General features: G+C 61.2%; 18 protein-coding genes. 13 read left to right on the top strand and 5 right to left on the bottom strand.

The annotated features are described in order from the left end of the window. The first annotated feature begins 4 nt into the window (after window positions 1-4). The 10 genes from C4J94_RS19735 to hemN all read left to right on the top strand — a co-directional run bounded on the left by C4J94_RS19735 (window position 5) and on the right by hemN (window position 9,108). The gene (locus C4J94_RS19735; protein WP_005790274.1) at window positions 5-190 is read left to right on the top strand and encodes a CcoQ/FixQ family Cbb3-type cytochrome c oxidase assembly chaperone; all 186 of its coding nucleotides are present in this window, start codon (window positions 5-7) and stop codon (window positions 188-190) included. Continuing rightward, window positions 187-1,164, top strand: coding sequence for a cytochrome-c oxidase, cbb3-type subunit III (ccoP, locus tag C4J94_RS19740; protein WP_124387687.1), 978 nt, complete (start codon window positions 187-189; stop codon window positions 1,162-1,164). The genes C4J94_RS19735 and ccoP overlap by 4 nt, the downstream gene beginning before the upstream one ends. A 166-nt stretch (window positions 1,165-1,330) precedes the next feature. Next, window positions 1,331-1,585 carry a type II toxin-antitoxin system Phd/YefM family antitoxin gene (locus C4J94_RS19745; protein WP_124387688.1) on the top strand — a complete coding sequence of 85 codons (255 nt, stop codon included), beginning with the start codon at window positions 1,331-1,333 and terminating at the stop codon, window positions 1,583-1,585. Then, a complete protein-coding gene (locus C4J94_RS19750; RefSeq protein ID WP_124387689.1) occupies window positions 1,585-1,995 on the top strand; it encodes a type II toxin-antitoxin system VapC family toxin in 411 nt (136 codons plus the stop codon). Before C4J94_RS19745 ends, C4J94_RS19750 begins: the two co-directional genes overlap by 1 nt. Window positions 1,996-2,202: 207 nt before the next feature. Further along, window positions 2,203-3,606, top strand: a complete 1,404-nt coding sequence (gene ccoG, locus C4J94_RS19755; protein ID WP_124387690.1) for a cytochrome c oxidase accessory protein CcoG — start codon at window positions 2,203-2,205, stop codon at window positions 3,604-3,606. A gap of 15 nt (window positions 3,607-3,621) precedes the next feature. Continuing rightward, the gene (locus tag C4J94_RS19760; protein ID WP_124387691.1) at window positions 3,622-4,161 is read left to right on the top strand and encodes a FixH family protein; all 540 of its coding nucleotides are present in this window, start codon (window positions 3,622-3,624) and stop codon (window positions 4,159-4,161) included. A gap of 106 nt (window positions 4,162-4,267) precedes the next feature. Further along, window positions 4,268-6,712 (top strand): heavy metal translocating P-type ATPase, encoded by a 2,445-nt coding sequence (locus C4J94_RS19765; RefSeq protein ID WP_124387692.1) that lies wholly within the window; start codon window positions 4,268-4,270, stop codon window positions 6,710-6,712. Between the two features lie 22 nt (window positions 6,713-6,734). Next, window positions 6,735-6,947, top strand: coding sequence for a cbb3-type cytochrome oxidase assembly protein CcoS (ccoS, locus tag C4J94_RS19770; RefSeq protein WP_124387693.1), 213 nt, complete (start codon window positions 6,735-6,737; stop codon window positions 6,945-6,947). Further along, window positions 6,940-7,623, top strand: coding sequence for a sulfite exporter TauE/SafE family protein (locus C4J94_RS19775; protein ID WP_124387694.1), 684 nt, complete (start codon window positions 6,940-6,942; stop codon window positions 7,621-7,623). Before ccoS ends, C4J94_RS19775 begins: the two co-directional genes overlap by 8 nt. A gap of 102 nt (window positions 7,624-7,725) precedes the next feature. After that, the gene (hemN, locus tag C4J94_RS19780; protein WP_124387695.1) at window positions 7,726-9,108 is read left to right on the top strand and encodes an oxygen-independent coproporphyrinogen III oxidase; all 1,383 of its coding nucleotides are present in this window, start codon (window positions 7,726-7,728) and stop codon (window positions 9,106-9,108) included. On the opposite strand, the gene C4J94_RS19785 is transcribed toward hemN, so the two are convergent. Continuing rightward, window positions 9,109-9,576 (bottom strand): hypothetical protein, encoded by a 468-nt coding sequence (locus C4J94_RS19785; protein ID WP_124387696.1) that lies wholly within the window; start codon window positions 9,574-9,576, stop codon window positions 9,109-9,111. It abuts the gene before it with no gap. A 151-nt stretch (window positions 9,577-9,727) separates the two neighbouring features. Between C4J94_RS19785 and fnr the strand changes: the two genes are divergently transcribed. The 3 genes from fnr (at window position 9,728) to C4J94_RS19800 (ending at window position 12,410) form a co-directional block, all read left to right on the top strand. Next, complete coding sequence (gene fnr, locus C4J94_RS19790) at window positions 9,728-10,462, top strand: fumarate/nitrate reduction transcriptional regulator Fnr (RefSeq protein WP_124387697.1); 735 nt, start codon at window positions 9,728-9,730, stop codon at window positions 10,460-10,462. 78 nt (window positions 10,463-10,540) lie between these two features. Then, window positions 10,541-11,089 carry an adenine phosphoribosyltransferase gene (locus C4J94_RS19795; protein ID WP_124387698.1) on the top strand — a complete coding sequence of 183 codons (549 nt, stop codon included), beginning with the start codon at window positions 10,541-10,543 and terminating at the stop codon, window positions 11,087-11,089. A 172-nt stretch (window positions 11,090-11,261) separates the two neighbouring features. Continuing rightward, a complete protein-coding gene (locus C4J94_RS19800) occupies window positions 11,262-12,410 on the top strand; it encodes an integrase core domain-containing protein (RefSeq protein ID WP_124384542.1) in 1,149 nt (382 codons plus the stop codon). A gap of 75 nt (window positions 12,411-12,485) precedes the next feature. Here the strand turns inward: C4J94_RS19800 and C4J94_RS19805 are convergent, their stop codons facing one another. The 4 genes from C4J94_RS19805 to C4J94_RS19820 form a co-directional block, all read right to left on the bottom strand. After that, complete coding sequence (locus tag C4J94_RS19805; RefSeq protein ID WP_124387699.1) at window positions 12,486-13,634, bottom strand: acyl-CoA dehydrogenase family protein; 1,149 nt, start codon at window positions 13,632-13,634, stop codon at window positions 12,486-12,488. A gap of 198 nt (window positions 13,635-13,832) precedes the next feature. Beyond that, complete coding sequence (gene recR, locus C4J94_RS19810; protein WP_005790294.1) at window positions 13,833-14,435, bottom strand: recombination mediator RecR; 603 nt, start codon at window positions 14,433-14,435, stop codon at window positions 13,833-13,835. Window positions 14,436-14,501: 66 nt separating this feature from the next. Further along, window positions 14,502-15,536 (bottom strand): NADP-dependent oxidoreductase, encoded by a 1,035-nt coding sequence (locus tag C4J94_RS19815; protein ID WP_124387700.1) that lies wholly within the window; start codon window positions 15,534-15,536, stop codon window positions 14,502-14,504. Between the two features lie 134 nt (window positions 15,537-15,670). Beyond that, the gene (locus C4J94_RS19820; protein WP_124363899.1) at window positions 15,671-16,009 is read right to left on the bottom strand and encodes a YbaB/EbfC family nucleoid-associated protein; all 339 of its coding nucleotides are present in this window, start codon (window positions 16,007-16,009) and stop codon (window positions 15,671-15,673) included. Between the last annotated feature and the right edge of the window lie 10 nt (window positions 16,010-16,019).

Consider the following 16,019-nt stretch of genomic DNA (forward strand, 5'->3'; position numbering starts at 1 on the left):
CGGCATGGATATCGGGATGATTCGTGGCCTGGGTACCGTCGTGGTGATGGTGGCCTTTGTCGGCCTGGCGCTCTGGGTGTTCAGCCCACGGCGCAAATCGGAATTTGACGACGCGACCATGCTGCCTTTTGCAGATGACCCCGAAGCCATCAAGCACGTCGAGCAAGCGTCTAGGAGTAACAAAGAATGACTACGTTCTGGAGTCTGTACGTCACAGTCCTCAGTCTGGGTACCATCTTCGCCCTGACCTGGCTGCTGCTGTCGACCCGCAAGGGCCAGCGCGCCGAGCAGACGGACGAGACCGTCGGCCACTCGTTCGATGGCATCGAGGAATATGACAACCCGCTGCCAAAATGGTGGTTCATGCTGTTTGTCGGCACCATCGTCTTCGCCCTCGGCTACCTGGTGCTCTACCCAGGCCTGGGCAACTGGAAAGGCCTGCTGCCGGGTTACAACTACCTCGACAACGACAAGCAAACCGCATTTGCCAACGGCCAGACCGGCTGGACCGGCGTGCATGAATGGGAAAAGGAAATGGCCAGGTCGCAGGCCAAGTTCGGGCCGATCTTCGCCAAGTTCGCCTCGATGCCCATTGAAGAAGTGGCCAAGGACCCGCAAGCGCTGAAGATGGGCGGCCGCCTGTTCGCCTCCAACTGTTCGGTGTGCCACGGCTCCGACGCCAAGGGCGCCTACGGCTTTCCCAACCTGACCGACGCCGACTGGCGCTGGGGCGGCGATGCGGCGACCATCAAGCAAACCATCCTGCAAGGCCGCCATGCGGTGATGCCAGGCTGGGCTGAAGTGATCGGCGAGCAAGGCGTGGCCGACGTCGCCGCCTTCGTGGTGACCAAGCTCGACGGCCGCAAGCTGCCCGAAGGCGCCAAGGCCGACGTCGCCAACGGCGAAAAACTCTTCGCCGCCAACTGCGTGGCCTGCCACGGGCCACAGGGTAAAGGCACCCCGGCCATGGGCGCGCCGGACCTGACCCATCCGGGTGCGTTCATCTACGGTTCGAGCTTCGCCCAACTGCAGCAGACCATCCGCTATGGCCGCCAGGGCCAGATGCCGGCGCAGGAACAACTGCAGGGCAACGACAAGGTGCACTTGCTGGCGGCGTATGTTTACAGTTTGTCCCATGGGGACAAGAAGGCTGAAGAGCAGTAGATCGTTGAGTACATAAAGCCCCGCGTAGCGAATGCTGACGGGGCTTTTTTTTCTGGCTTTCAAACTCCCAAAATAGAACCGCGCTACCGCTCGTAGCCTCGTACTTGCTACGCGCAATCGCAAAGTAGTAACGTAACTACATCAAATTCTACGAAGAGGTCGTCCCATGACCATCACGACCATTTCCAGCCGCGAATTCAACCAAGACACAAGTGGTGCCAAAAAAGCCGCACGCCAAGGGCCGGTATTTATCACTGATCGCGGCAAGCCTGCCCATGTACTGCTAAGCATTGAGGACTACCAGAAACTTACAGGCCTGAAGGCCGACATCGTTGACCTGCTGGTAATGCCGGAAGCGGCCGATATCGACTTCGAAACCGAACGTGCCCTGATCACTCATCGCCCCGTGGACTTGTCTTGATGTATCTACTCGACACCAACGTTATTTCCGAACTTCGTAAAACCCAGGCGGACGCAAACGTCGTCGCCTGGGCCAGAAGCGTCAGTGCGCCACGAATGTTTATTTCTGCGATTACGTTGAAAGAACTGGAAACCGGCGTATTGCGCATCGAGCGCCGAGACCCGGCGCAGGGGAAGGTATTGCGGACCTGGCTCAAACGTCATGTTATGCCCGCTTTCGATGCGCGAATCCTGCCCGTAGACGCTGCGGTTGCGCTGCGCTGCGCCCATCTGCATGTGCCAGATCGAGCCAATGAAAGTGATGCGCTGATCGCCGCTACGGCGCTGGTTCATGGGCTTACCGTTGTCACACGCAACGTCAGCGACTTCAGGTCCAGCGGCGTGCCTCTGATCAATCCATGGGGCGAATGATCGGCTTACCCGCGAAAACCATCCATACTTCACAAGTCAATTGATCCAGATCACATACACCATCATTTGATCACCCCCAATGCGACCAAAGGTCGCAGCCTTCACCTACCACCAGGGGCGTATCATTGGGCCACTGCAACACCCTTATTTTGACCCCGGTTGGCACGTACTGGCCGAGGCAAATCTCCACCGCCGTGGGATGCAATGATGAGCGACCAGATACCGGTACACGACGTTACCCCGCCTGCCAAAACCGTCGACCTTTACGCCGCACGCGAGAAAATCTACACCCGCGCCTTCACCGGGCTGTTTCGCAACCTGCGCATGCTTGGCGGGGCCGGTCTGTTCCTGCTGTACTTCGGCACGGTGTGGCTGAACTGGGGCGGCCACCAGGCGGTGTGGTGGAACCTGCCGGAGCGTAAGTTCTTCATTTTTGGCGCAACCTTCTGGCCGCAGGATTTCATCCTGCTGTCGGGCATCCTCATCGTCGCGGCGTTCGGCCTGTTCTTTATCACGGTGTACGCCGGGCGCGTCTGGTGCGGTTATACCTGCCCGCAAAGCGTGTGGACGTGGATCTTCATGTGGTGCGAAAAGGTCACCGAAGGCGACCGCAACCAGCGCATCAAGCTGGACAAGGCACCGATGGGCGCCAACAAATTCCTGCGCAAATTCAGCAAGCACACGCTGTGGCTGCTGATCGGTTTCGTCACCGGCATGACCTTCGTCGGCTACTTCTCGCCGATCCGCGAACTGGTGTTCGACTTCTTCACCGGCCAGGCCGACGGTTGGTCGTATTTCTGGGTGGGCTTCTTCACCCTCGCCACCTACGGCAACGCCGGCTGGCTGCGCGAGCAGGTGTGCATCTACATGTGCCCCTATGCGCGGTTCCAGAGCGTGATGTTCGACAAAGACACACTGATCGTTTCCTACGACCCACGTCGTGGCGAAGTACGTGGCCCGCGCAAGAAGGGGGCCGACTACAAGGCCCAGGGCCTGGGCGATTGCATTGACTGCACGATGTGCGTGCAGGTGTGCCCCACCGGTATCGACATCCGCGACGGCCTGCAGATCGAGTGCATCGGCTGCGCCGCCTGCATCGACGCCTGCGACAACGTCATGGACAAGATGGAGTACCCCCGCGGCCTGATCAGCTATACCACCGAGCACAACCTGTCCGGGCAGAAAACCCACACGTTGCGCCCGCGCCTGATCGGTTACGCCCTGGTGTTGCTGGCAATGATCAGCCTGCTGGTGGCCGCATTCTTCATGCGCTCGCTGGTGGGCTTCGACGTGAGCAAGGATCGCGTGCTGTACCGCGAAAACGCCGAAGGACGCATCGAAAACGTCTACAGCCTGAAGATCATGAACAAGGACCAGCGTGACCACACCTACGTGCTCGACGCCGCCGGGCTGCCCGATCTCAAGCTGCAGGGCCGGCGCGAAATCAAGGTGGCCGCCGGCGATATCGTCAGCCTGCCGGTCGAGTTGTCGAGTGCACCCGAACAGCTGCCGTCCAGCACCAACGAGGTGACCTTCATCCTCGAAGATGCCGACGACACCAGCGTTCACATTGAAGCCAAGAGCCGATTCATCGGCCCCCAAGTTCGTTAAACAGGGAACACAAGAATGCCCGCCACCACTGCCGCAAGCCCCTGGTACAAGCACCTATGGCCCTGGATCATCATCGGGATCCTGGCCTGCTCGGTGACGCTGACCTTGTCCATGGTGACCATCGCCGTGAACCACCCGGACAACCTGGTCAACGACAACTATTACGAGGCTGGCAAAGGCATCAACCGCTCCCTGGACCGCGAACGTCTGGCCCAGACCCTGCAACTGCGCGGCAAGCTGCACCTGGACGAGCTGACCGGTGAAGTCGAGCTGCATCTGACCGGCTACAGCAACCCGAACACGCTGGAACTGAACCTGATCTCGCCAACCCAGCCAGAGAAGGATCGCAAGATCAACCTGACCCGCAGCGACAGCGAACCCGGCCGCTACATCGGCCAGGTCACCGACAAGGTCGAGGGCCGCCGCTTCGTGGAACTGCTCGGTGTGGAAGGCGACAAGACCTGGCGCCTGTTCGAAGAAGAAGAGGTCAGCCACGACAAGGATTTGCTGCTCGGAGACGAACCGTTGCAAGGCGCCGAAGACCTGAAGAAGTAAAAGATCGCGCTTCGCGGGCAAGCCCACTCCCACATTGGAACGCGTATCCCCTGTGGGAGTGGGCTTGCCCGCGCTGAGGCCCTTCCAGCCACCAAAGATCCCGACCATGACCACCCCCTGCTACCACTGCGCCCTGCCCGTCCCCGCCGGCAGCCGGTTCACCACCGACATCCTCGGCGAGCGTCGCGAGCTCTGCTGCCCGGGTTGCCAGGCAGTGGCCGAGGCGATTGTGGCGGGCGGGCTGGAAAGCTATTACCAGCACCGCAGCGAAGCCTCGGCCAACCCCGAGGCGCTGCCGGTGCAATTGGTGGACGAACTGGCGCTGTACGACCGCGCCGATGTGCAAAAGCCGTTCGTGCGCCACACCGGCGAGTTCGCTGAAGCCACCCTGCTCATGGAAGGCATCAGTTGCGCGGCCTGTGGCTGGTTGATCGAGAAACACCTGCGCGGCCTGCCGGCGGTGGCCGAGGCGCGGCTGAACCTGTCCAACCACCGCCTGCATGTGCGCTGGGCCGACGACCAGTTACCGTTGAGCCAACTGCTCGGTGAACTGCGCCATATCGGCTATGCCGCCCACCCCTATCAAGCCGACCGTGCCGCCGAACAACTGGCCGGCGAGAATCGCCTGGCCCTGCGCCAACTGGGCGTTGCCGGGCTACTGTGGTTCCAGGCCATGATGGCAACCATGGCCACCTGGCCTGAATTCAATATCGACCTCAGCCCCGAGTTGCATGTGATCCTGCGCTGGGTCGCGATGTTTCTTACAACCCCCATCGTGTTCTACAGCTGTGCGCCGTTTTTCAAAGGAGCGCTGCGCGACCTGCGCACACGCCACCTGACCATGGACGTGTCGGTGTCCCTGGCCATTGGCGGGGCTTATCTGGCGGGAATCTGGACCGCGATCACCGGCGTTGGCGAGCTGTATTTCGATGCGGTCGGCATGTTCGCGCTGTTCCTGCTGGCCGGGCGCTACCTGGAGCGGCGTGCCCGCGAACGCACCGCCGCCGCCACCGCGCAGTTGGTCAACCTGCTGCCCGCCTCGTGCCTGCGCCTGGCAGCGGACGGGCAGAGCGAACGCATCCTGCTCGGCGAACTGATCGTGGGTGATCGGGTGCTGGTGCATCCTGGCGCGGTGCTGCCAGCGGACGGCGTAATTCTGGAAGGCCAGTCCAGCGTCGATGAATCCCTGCTGACCGGCGAATACCTGCCGCAGCCACGTTGCGCCGGCGATGCCGTCACCGCTGGCACGCTCAACGTCGAAGGTGCGCTGACCGTCCAGGTGCGTGCCCTGGGCCACGACACGCGCCTGTCTGCCATCGTGCGCCTGCTGGAGCGTGCCCAGGCCGAAAAACCGCGCCTGGCGCAAATCGCCGACCGCGCCGCGCAGTGGTTTCTGCTCGGCTCCCTGCTGGCGGCTGCGGTGATCGGCCTGGTGTGGTGGGGGCTTGATGCATCGAGGGCGTTCTGGGTTGTATTGGCAATGCTGGTAGCGACCTGCCCCTGCGCGCTGTCCCTGGCTACCCCCACCGCCCTCACCGCCGCCACCGGCACGCTGCACACTCTCGGCTTGCTGCTGACCCGTGGTCATGTGCTGGAAGGCCTGAACCAGATCGACACGGTGATTTTCGACAAGACCGGCACGCTCACCGAAGGGCGCCTGGCATTGCGCGCCATCAGGCCCCTGGGCGAACTGGACAGCGACCAGTGCCTGGGCCTCGCCGCGGCGCTGGAAAACCGCTCCGAACATCCGATTGCCCGCGCCTTCGGGCGCGCGCCACTGGCTGCCGATGACGTGTTGAGCAGCCCCGGTCTGGGCCTGGAAGGACGTGTGGGCGAGCGCCTGCTGCGCATCGGCCAACCCGGTTTTGTCTGTGAACTGAGCGCCAGCCCGGTCCCGGCATCTCCAGACGACGCAGGGCAATGGCTGCTGCTGGGCGACCAGCGCGGTGCGCTCGCCTGGTTCGTGCTCGACGACCGCCTGCGCAGCGATGCGCCAGCTTTGCTCGCCGCGTGCAAGGCCCGTGGCTGGCGTACCCTGCTGCTGTCGGGGGACAGCTCGCCGATGGTCGCCAGCGTCGCTGCCGAATTAGGCATCGATGAAGCGCACGGCGGCTTGCGTCCCGACGACAAACTGCACGTGCTGCAACGCCTGCACAAAGAAGGCCGCAAGGTGCTGATGCTCGGCGACGGTGTCAACGATGTGCCGGTACTGGCCGCCGCCGATATCAGCGTGGCGATGGGCTCGGCCACGGACCTGGCCAAAACCAGCGCCGATGCGGTGCTGCTGTCCAACCGCCTGGAAGCGCTGGTACAGGCTTTTACCTTGGCGCGTCGCACACGCCGGGTCATCATTGAAAACCTGCTGTGGGCCGGGTTGTACAATGGCCTGATGTTGCCGTTCGCCGCCCTGGGGTGGATCACCCCGATCTGGGCGGCTATCGGCATGTCCCTCAGTTCGTTGACGGTGGTGCTCAATGCCCTGCGCCTGACTCGCCTGCCGAGTGCGCCGGCCGCCAGTGCCCCCTTGATCAATCGCCCGCTGCCGGCCTGAGCCGCGCGGGCATGGAGTGCAGATGCCAGCTCTATACGTGATGATTCCGGCGGCGCTGCTGTTAGTGGGCGTGGCCATCTACATTTTCTTCTGGGCGGTGGACAGCGGTCAGTACGAAGACCTCGACGGCCCGGCCCACAGCGTGCTGTTCGACGACCAGGACCCCAATCACCTGGCCGCCATCGACGAAGCCAACCGCGCCGAGCCGCCACCCAAAGCGCCGCCGCATGCTTGATTTGGCGCCTTTGCTGGTCTCTGCGCTGATCCTCGGCCTGCTCGGCGGTGGCCATTGCCTGGGCATGTGTGGCGGGTTGATGGGGGCGCTGACCCTGGCGATTCCCAAGGAACAGCGCAGCCGCCGTTTTCGTCTGCTGCTGGCGTACAACCTGGGGCGCATCGTCAGTTACGCCACTGCCGGATTGCTGATCGGCCTGGCCGGGTGGGCGGTCGCCAACAGTCCGGCGGCGATGTTCATGCGGGTACTGGCCGGGTTGCTGCTGATCAGCATGGGCCTGTACCTGGCCGGCTGGTGGAGCGGCCTGACCCGTATCGAAAGCCTCGGCCGCGGCCTGTGGCGGCACATCCAGCCGATTGCCAACCGCCTGCTGCCGGTCTCAAGCCTGCCCCGCGCTTTGCTGTTGGGCGCGCTGTGGGGCTGGTTGCCGTGCGGATTGGTCTACAGCACCCTGCTGTGGGCCGCGAGCCAGGGCAATGCATTGGACAGCGCCTTGCTAATGCTGGCGTTCGGCCTGGGCACCTGGCCGGTGTTGCTGGCCACCGGGCTGGCCGCCGAACGCGTCACCACGCTATTGCGCAAGCGCAGCGTGCGCCGGGCCGGTGGTTTGCTGGTGGTGCTGTTCGGCCTCTGGACCTTGCCGGGGCCGCACCAGCACTGGCTGATGGGCCACTGACCCGCCTGTGGCATAGCGCCGCTCCCCGTTGACGCAAATCAACATGCCCTCCCCACCCTGCCCCTAGACTCGGCCCACTTGCCAATCCGGGGGACCGCCCGCATGCTCGACGCCATTCGTTGGGACACAGACCTGATTCACCGCTACGACCTGGCGGGGCCGCGCTATACGTCCTACCCCACCGCCGTACAATTCGACAGCCAGGTCGGCACCTTCGACCTGCTGCATGCGTTGCGCGACAGTCGCAAAGCCACCCGGCCGTTGTCGCTGTATGTGCACGTGCCGTTCTGCGCCAACATCTGCTACTACTGCGCCTGCAACAAAGTGATCACCAAGGACCGCGGTCGCGCCCAGGCCTACCTGCAGCGCCTGATGCAAGAGATCCAGCAGGTGGCCTGCCACCTCGACCCGAAACAGCCGGTGGAGCAACTGCATTTCGGCGGTGGTACGCCGACCTTTCTCAGCCACGACGAGTTGCGCCAGGTGATGGCACACCTGCGCCAGCACTTCAATGTGCTGGACGACGATTCGGGCGACTACGGCATCGAAATCGACCCTCGCGAAGCCGACTGGGCAACCATGGGCCTGCTGCGCGAATTGGGCTTCAACCGCGTGAGCATTGGCGTACAGGACCTCGACCCCGAGGTGCAACGGGCGGTCAACCGCCTGCAAAGCCTGGAAGAAACCCGCGCGGTGATCGACGCGGCGCGCACCCTGCAATTTCGCTCGATCAATATCGACCTGATCTACGGCCTGCCCAAGCAGTCGCCGATCAATTTTGCGCGCACCGTGGAAGAAGTCATCAGCCTGCAGCCAGACCGCCTGTCGGTGTTCAACTACGCGCATCTGCCGGAACGCTTCATGCCCCAGCGGCGCATTCATACCGACGACCTGCCCTCGCCAGCAGAAAAACTATTGATGTTGCAAACCACCATCGAGCAGTTGACCCAGGCGGGTTATCGCTACATCGGCATGGACCATTTCGCGCTGCCGGACGACGAACTGGCCATCGCCCAGGAAGAAGGCACCCTGCAACGCAACTTCCAGGGCTATACCACTCACGGGCATTGCGATTTGATTGGCTTGGGGGTTTCAGCGATCAGCCAGATCGGCGATCTGTACTGCCAGAACAGCAGCGACCTCAACCAGTACCAGAACGCCCTGGCAGGCGCGCAACTGGCCACCAGTCGCGGCCTGATCTGTACCACCGACGACCGCTTGCGGCGGGCGGTGATCCAGCAGTTGATCTGCAATTTCAGCTTGGGATTCGAGGCCATCGAGCGGGCGTTCAACATCGATTTTCGCGGCTATTTCGACGAACTGTGGCCGCAATTGCAAACGATGGCCGCCGACGGTTTGATCGAGCTGGACGCGCTGGGCATCCGCGTGCTGCCGGCCGGGCGCCTGCTGGTGCGCTCGGTGTGCATGGTGTTCGATGCGTACCTTGAGCACCAGAACCGGCAGCGTTTCTCGCGGGTGATCTGATTACATCGACAGCGAGGCCGCTTTCATTGCATCGTCGCCGCTCATGCCTTTCATCGCCTTGGCCAGCGAGATCTGAGCCGACATCAGGCCCGCCAGCAGCGAACTGATCTCGCCCTGCAATGCGCTGGTCCTGGCGCGTGCCTCTTCAGGGGAAAGGTTATTGGCCATGGCTACCGCCGCCAGTTCGGCTTGTTTTTCGGCGATCTGCTGTTTCAACTGGCGGATCATTTTCAGTACCTGCTTGACGTTGTCATCCAGGCCACTGTCGTCGATATCCGCATTGCTGCTCTTGGCTTTACCTGCAGCCTGGAAAGCCGCAGCGGAAACGGTCACCGTCACACCTTCAACCGCTTTGGTTTCAGTGCTCTTTTCAACCGCAGGTACTTTTTCATTGGCCTCGGTCGCCGGCTTCGCGTCGGGCACAATCGGGACCCGCACAGTAGGGTTGTAGGCACTGATAACAGACATTATCCGAGCTCCGTCTAAAGGATATGCCCCTTTATCGACCTCAATATCGGGATCTTTAGACAAGCGGCGGTTTGTTCTAGAGGCTGGCCTCGCCGGCCTCCAGTGCGTTACCCTTACGTCTTATGTGTGATTTCCCACAAGGATTTAAGAAATGTCCGAGCCAGTCAAACTGCGCGCTCACAGCCAGGCCCATTGCAAGGACTGCAGCCTGGCCCCCCTCTGCCTGCCACTTTCATTGAATCTGGAAGACATGGATGCGCTGGACGACATCGTTAAACGCGGCCGCCCACTGAAAAAAGGCGAGTTCCTGTTTCGCCAGGGCGACAAGTTCGATTCCGTTTATGCAGTGCGTTCAGGGGCGTTGAAGACGTTCAGCCTCAGCGACGGCGGCGAAGAACAAATCACCGGCTTCCATTTGCCCAGCGAACTGGTCGGGCTGTCCGGGATGGACACCGAGATGCATCCGGTGTCGGCGCAGGCACTGGAGACTACCTCGGTGTGCGAAATTCCCTTCGAGCGCCTGGACGAATTGGCCTTGCAGCTGCCGCAATTGCGCCGTCAATTGATGCGCGTGATGAGCCGCGAGATCCGTGACGATCAACAGATGATGCTGCTGCTGTCGAAAAAAACCGCCGACGAGCGCATCGCGACCTTCCTGGTCAACCTGTCGGCACGTTTCCGCGCCCGTGGGTTTTCTGCCAATCAGTTCCGCCTGAGCATGTCGCGCAATGAAATCGGCAATTACCTGGGCCTGGCGGTGGAAACTGTGTCCCGCGTGTTTACCCGCTTTCAGCAGAACGCGTTGATTGCCGCCGAGGGCAAAGAAGTGCATATCCTCGATCCCATCCAGCTCTGCGCCCTGGCCGGCGGTTCCCTGGAAGTGTGATCCAGGACCTGCGGCCAAGCGAACCCGCGAGGCCGCAGGTATACTTCGAGTCCTCTTTTCGCCCAGGACTCTTCGACGATGACCTTCGATTCGTTCGACATCAAATCCCTGATCCGCCCCGTCATCGACTTCCCCAAGCCTGGGGTGATCTTCCGTGACATCACACCGTTATTCCAATCGCCCCGCGCCCTGCGCCTGGTCGCCGACAGCTTTGCCCAGCGCTATGTCGAAGCCGACTTCAGCCATATCGGCGCGATGGATGCCCGAGGCTTCCTGATCGGCTCGATCATTGCCTACCAGCTCAATAAACCGCTGATCCTGTTTCGCAAGCAAGGCAAGCTGCCGGCTGACGTGCTGGCTGAGGGTTACCAGACCGAATATGGCGAAGCCTTCCTTGAAGTCCACGCCGACAGCCTGTGTGAAGGTGATTCAGTGCTGATGTTCGATGACTTGATCGCCACCGGCGGCACCCTGATTGCTGCGGCGAACCTGGTGCGGCGAATGGGCGCGAACATCTTTGAGGCGGCGGCGATTATCGATTTGCCGGAGCTGGGTGGGTCGCAGCGGTTGGAGGATATGGGCATACCGACTTTTTGCCTGACGCAGTTTGCGCTGACCGAGCGATAAATATTGCCTTGGCTGGCCTCATCGGGGGCAAGCCCCCTCCCACAGTTTGATTGTGAACCCAGTCAAACCTGTGGGAGGGGGCTTGCTCCGGTACAAACCGGGGACATCGTTTACATTTCTAACCGGGGACATGGTTTACAGGTTAATACGCATGATCAGGAGGTAACTGATCATGCCCTGGAACCAAGAGTCTCCGATGAATCAACGAATCAGACTGGTTGCCGACTGGCTTTCTGGCAACTACACCAAAAGCCAGTTGGCACGTCGCTTTGACGTTAGTCGGCCTACGGTCGACAAATGGATTGCCCGGCACAACGGCGATTTAAAGTCCTTATCCGAGCTGTCCCGACGACCTCACAACAGCCCAAATAAAACCGACGACGAGATCTTGGCTCGTGTGGTGGCGATGAAGGAGGCCCACGATAAATGGGGGCCTAAGAAGCTTCTCGAACTATTACGGCTTGAAGATCCTTCCGTCGCCTGGCCTTCTCCAAGTACAGCGGGCCAGTGGCTTGAACGACTTGGGCTCGTCAACAAACGACGTTTCAAGCGCCGGCACAGTATTTCCCAGGCAGAAATGCGAGAGGCCAACGAACCTAACAAGACTTGGTGCGCTGATTACAAAGGGCAATTCAAGATGCTTGACGCGCAGATGTGCTTCCCTTTGACCGTTACAGACCACGCGTCCCGGATGATTCTGGCGTGCAGGGCCCATCCCCAGATCAAGACCCAGCCAGTAAAACAAGCATTTGAAAGGCTTTTTCAGGAGTACGGCATGCCGGAAGTTATCCGTTCGGACAACGGGGTTCCGTTCGCCTCTCCGGGTCTGGCAAGAATGTCCACATTGGCAGTTTGGTGGATTCGTCTGGGCATCTATCCGGAGCGCACCATGCCAGGAAGACCCGCCCAGAATGGTCGCCATGAGCGAATGCACCGTAGTTTGAAACTTGAGCTGCCCATAGGGAAAAACTTAGTCGAGCAGCAGCTTTTGCTGGAGCATTTCAGGCATGAGTTCAATTACGTACGCCCTCATGAAGCCCTCGGCATGAAACGTCCGGGAGACCTATATGTGCCGTCTACCCGACTTTACCCAGGCTGTTTGCCCGATGTGGAGTATCCCGCAGAAATGAGGGTTCGCAGCGTCAGACAGGACGGATCGATCAAATGGAACGGCAAGTTGTTATTTGTCAGCGAGGCACTATCTGGGGAAAGGATAGGACTCAAAGAAGTTGAAGATGATGTTTGGGATTTGTACCTGTGTGATTATCCCCTGGGGAGGCTTGGGCGAGGTATGACCCGCGTCCAGGCCTCAAATGTGTAAACGATGTCCCCGGTTTCAGATGTAAACGATGTCTACGGTTCTACACCCCGATGAGGCCCGAAAGAGCACTGCACATCACAACCCCATCTGCTTGCTGATGATCTCGTTCATCACTTCCCGCGTCCCGCCACCAATCGACAGGATACGATTGTCACGATACAACCGCTCCACCAGGTTGCCGCGCATATAGCCCTGGCCACCCAGGATCTGCACCGCGTCATAGGTCACCCGGTCGGCGGTGTCGGTGGCCAGGTTCTTGGCCATGGAAATCTCCTTGATCACACTCCTGCCCGCCGCCATCTTCGCCGCCTGGCGATAGGTGAATTCCCGCGAGACTTCAACCGCCGTAGCCATCTCCGCCAGACGATGCTTGAGCACCTGGAACTTGCCGATGGGTTTGCCGAAGGCTTCGCGCTGGGCCGCCCAGTTGAGACTTTCTTCCAGTGCCAATTGCGCCGTTATATTGGCCATCAACGCCAGGGCCAGGCGCTCGCTCTGAAAATTACCCATGATGCAGGCGAAGCCCATGTTCTCGGCGCCTATCAGGTTGCCTACCGGCACCTGGCAGTCGTCAAAAAACAATTCGGCCGTGTCCGACGCCCACCAGCCCATTTTTTTGAGCGGTTGGCCGACCGTGAAGCCGGGGGTGCCTTTTTCAATCAGCAACAGGCTGATGCCGGCGAACCCAGGCCCGCCGGTGCGTACGGCAACGGTATAGAAGTCGGCACGGATACCACTGGTGATAAAAGCCTTACTGCCGCTGACGCGGTAATAATCACCCTGGCGAACGGCGCGGGTCTGCAGATTGGCCACATCGGAACCACCGCCAGGTTCGGTCACGGCCAGGGCGATGATCTTCTCGCCCGACAGCACTTGCGGAGCCACACGCTCGCGCACCTCGGGCCGCGCCCATTTGACGACAGGGGGCAGGCCGATATCCAACGAACCAAGCCCCGCCACCACGCCGCCCGAGCCACAGCGCATCAGCTCTTCACTGGCCGCCACCTTGGCGAACACATCGCCCTCGTGGCTGCCACCCAGGCTTTCGGGATAACCGATGCCGAGGATCCCCGCCGCGCCAGCCTTGAGGTACAACTCGCGGGGGAAGCTGTGCGCTTCCTCCCATTGCTCGACACCCGGCAGTATTTCGCGCTCGACAAAACGGCGCACGCTGTCGCGAACCAATTGGTGGCTGGGGTCGAAGTAGTCCTGATAGGCAGACATCGGCAAGCTCCATGGCGAGATGGAGCGAACTTACCAAGCGCTTGCTTGGTTATCAAGGCAGATGAAATGTAGGCTTCATCACAGAACCAATGTGGGAGGGGGCTTGCCCCCGATTGCGGTGCACCAGCAACGAATTTGTTGACTGACACTCCGCTATCGGGGGCAAGCCCCCTCCTACATTAGGTTTTGCGGTGGCTTTTAGAGGGCGATCGGCTTGCGGCCAGCGAACGAGTGCGCCAAGGTGCCGCCGTCGACCAGCTCCAACTCGCCACCCAGCGGCACACCGTGGGCGATGCGCGAAGTGATCAGCCCCTTGTTGGTCAGCAACTGGGCGATGTAATGCGCCGTCGCTTCGCCTTCCACCGTCGGGTTGGTTGCCAGGATTACTTCACTGAAGGTGCCCTGCTCTTCAATCCGCGCCACCAGTTGCGGGATGCCGATCGCTTCCGGCCCCAGGCCATCCAGCGGCGACAAGTGACCTTTGAGCACGAAGTAACGCCCGCGGTAGCCGGTTTGCTCCACCGCGTATACATCCATTGGCCCTTCCACCACGCACAGCAGCGTGTCATCGCGACGTGGGTCGGCGCATTGCGGGCAGAGTTCTTCTTCGGTGAGGGTGCGGCACTGGCGGCAGTGGCCTACGCCTTCCATGGCCTGGCTCAGGGCCTGGGCCAAGCGGGTACCGCCGCTGCGATCACGTTCCAGCAATTGCAGCGCCATGCGCTGGGCAGTTTTCTGGCCGACGCCCGGCAAGGTGCGCAGGGCGTCGATCAGTTGGCGAATCAGAGGGCTGAAGCTCATGGGCGTAGGGTCCGACAAAACAACGAGACGCGGTTTATACCCGCGCCCCGGATTAGCGTCAAATGCTCAATCCTGTGCGACGCGCACCACCAACTTGCCGAAGTTGCGCCCTTCGAGCAAACCAATGAAGGCTTCAGGCGCCTGCTCCAGGCCGTCGACCACGTCTTCGCGGAACTTGATCTTGCCGTCGCGCACCCACGGCGCCATGGCGCTCAGGAACTCGGGCTGGCGATCACCGTAGTCATCGAAAACGATAAAGCCCTGGATGCGCACGCGCTTGGTCAGCAAGGTGCGTTGCAGCGCCGGCAGACGATCAGGGCCGCTTGGCGCTTCATGGGCGTTGTACCCGGCGATCAGTCCGCACAGGGGGACTCGCGCCTTGGGGTTGAGCAGCGGCATCACCGCATCGAACACCTTGCCACCGACGTTTTCGTAATAAATGTCGACGCCGTTGAAACAGGCCAGCGCCAGCTCACTGGCGAAATCTGCGCCCTTGTGATCGATACAGGCATCAAAACCCAGCTCATCCACCACGTAGCGGCACTTGTCCGCACCGCCGGCAATCCCCACCACGCGCAAGCCCTTGAGCTTGGCGACCTGGCCTACCACCGAGCCCACCGCACCGGAGGCCGCCGCTACGACCAGAGTTTCACCGGCCTTGGGCTGGCCAATGTCCATCAGGCCCATGTAGGCGGTCACGCCTGGCATGCCCAATACGCCGAGCGCCATCGATGGGCTCGCCAAACCGTTGGGCACTGGCATCAGGTTGCGGCCATCGCAAATGCTGTGGCTTTGCCAGCCGGTGGAGCCGACCACCAGGTCGCCCACCTCGAATTTCGGATTGCGCGATTGCTCGACGCGGCTGACAGCGCCACCGGTCATCACCTCGTCGATTTCCACCGGCGCGGCGTAGGACGGCGCGTCGCTCATGCGTCCGCGCATGTAGGGGTCCAGCGACAGGTACAGCGTCTTGAGCAACACCTGACCGTCCGCCAGCTCTGGCAGGTTGACGCGTTCGAGGCGGAAATTTTCCGGAGTCGGCGCGCCTTGCGGGCGTGAGACCAGGACGATGCGTTGGTTGAGCGTCGGTTCTTGAGGCATCAGGGGCTCCCTTGGGGAATGCATGAGTATAGGGTGCAGACCCCGATTGCAGCGCCAGGGTTCAGATCCGATAGGCACAAACAAAAATGCCAGGCACGAGGCCTGGCATTGGAGTGCAGTTGAAAACCGACCGATTAGAACGGCAGCTTCATACCGGGTGGCAGTTGCATGCCAGCGGTCACGCCGCCCATTTTTTCCTGGCTGTTGGCTTCGATCTTGCGCACGGCGTCGTTGACAGCCGCGGCGAACAAGTCTTCCAGCACTTCACGGTCGTCATCGCTGACGCCCTCGAGCAGGCTTGGGTCGATGCTGACGCGCTTGATGTCGTGACGACCGGTCATCACCACGCTGACCATATCGCCACCGGCTTTACCGGTGACTTCGGCGTTGGCCAGTTCTTCCTGCATCTTGGCCATTTTTTCCTGCATCTGCTGCGCCTGCTTCATCAGGCCGGCCATGCCACCTTTCATCATGGGAATCACC

Origin of the sequence: Pseudomonas sp. R5-89-07 (assembly GCF_003851685.1) — a bacterium.
Classification (GTDB): domain Bacteria; phylum Pseudomonadota; class Gammaproteobacteria; order Pseudomonadales; family Pseudomonadaceae; genus Aquipseudomonas.